The sequence below is a fragment of the Streptomyces sp. NPDC055078 genome, from assembly GCF_053607985.1.
In genome coordinates, this window is record NZ_JBSGUP010001133.1 from 1 (window position 1) to 1,253 (window position 1,253).

General features: G+C 76.1%; 1 protein-coding gene. It reads right to left on the minus strand.

The features are described 5' to 3' along the window. Nucleotides 1–39 precede the first annotated feature (39 nt). A partial coding sequence (locus tag ACWF94_RS40720) for a peptidoglycan-binding protein (protein WP_453500374.1) occupies nt 40–1,253 on the minus strand: 1,214 nt, incomplete at its 5' end.

Here is a 1,253-nt window from a genome sequence, read left to right on the forward strand (position 1 = left end):
GAGGGGCGGCGCCCTCCCCTCAGGACCCGCGCCGTCCGCTCAGCCCGTGCCCCCGGCGAACAGCCGCCGCCAGGTCTCGGGACCCGGGTAGCCGTCCGCCGCCGAACCGCGCCAGCCCTGGGCCCGCTGGAACGCCTCGACATTGCGCCGGTCCGCCTCGCCCCAGCGCGGGCCAGGACCGGAGGTGTAGTACCTGCCGTAGCCGCGCTTCACCAGCTGCCGGCCGAGCTGGGTGACATACGTGCTGGACCGGCCGGGCCGGAAGTGGTCGCGTCCCGGGTAGGCGGGCACGGCGCTGGTGCCGCCCGGTCCGGCCGCCCCGGCGGGCGGGATGCTCCGGCCCGTCCCGGTCACCAGCAGCCGCCAGGTCTCGGGCCCGGGGAGCCCGTCCGCGTCCCCGCCCCGCCACCCCTGCGCGAGCTGGAACGCCTCGGTCGCCCGCCGGTCCGCCTCGCCCCATGACGGCCCGGGGCCCTGCGTATAGAACCGCTTGCCGCCACGCGCGACGAGCAGCTCGCCGAGCCGGGTGATGTGCCTGCCGCTCGCGCCGGGCCCGAAGGCGGCGGCGCCCGGATAGGCGTCGGCCGCGACCCCGCCGGGCGCGGGCGCGGCGCTCAGCCCGTTGTAGCGGTACGCGATGTACCGGTCGGAGTTGTTCCAGTACGCCATGGGCGTGGTCCGCTTGCGGGCGTGCGGCTTCACCTGCTCATAGGCCGTGTAGGACGTACGGGCCGAGTCGGCCCAGCCGCCGAAGATCGTGACGTGCGAGCCCGTGGTGGGGTTGGCCGGATTGTGGAAGAGCAGCATGTCGCCCGGCTGGAGTTCCGCCCGGGTGATCCGGGTGGCGTACTGCGCGAGGCTCCCCGTCCACTCGTTCCCGGCGAGGTTCCACGCCATGGAGACATAGCCCGAGCAGTCCTGGCGGTAGCCGTCGCTCCAGTACGCCCCCATGCTGTACGGGACCTTGGCGGCGACCCAGGTCTTCGCCCGCTCGATGATCTCGGCGCGGGTGATCCTGGGCAGGTTGGGCGACGGGCCCGACGACGGCGGTGCGCCGGAGGGCCCGGAGAGCGGGCGCCCGTGGAGCGGCTCCCGGCCGCCCTGCTCATGGTCCGGATCGCTGAGCACGGCGGCGGGTACGGCACCCTGGCCACCGGGATACGGCCGCACCCCGGCTGCCGCCCGCGCCCCGAGGTCCGCCCCCGCCCCGGCTGCCGCCCCCGGCTCCGGTGGCTGCCCCGCCACACCTGCCC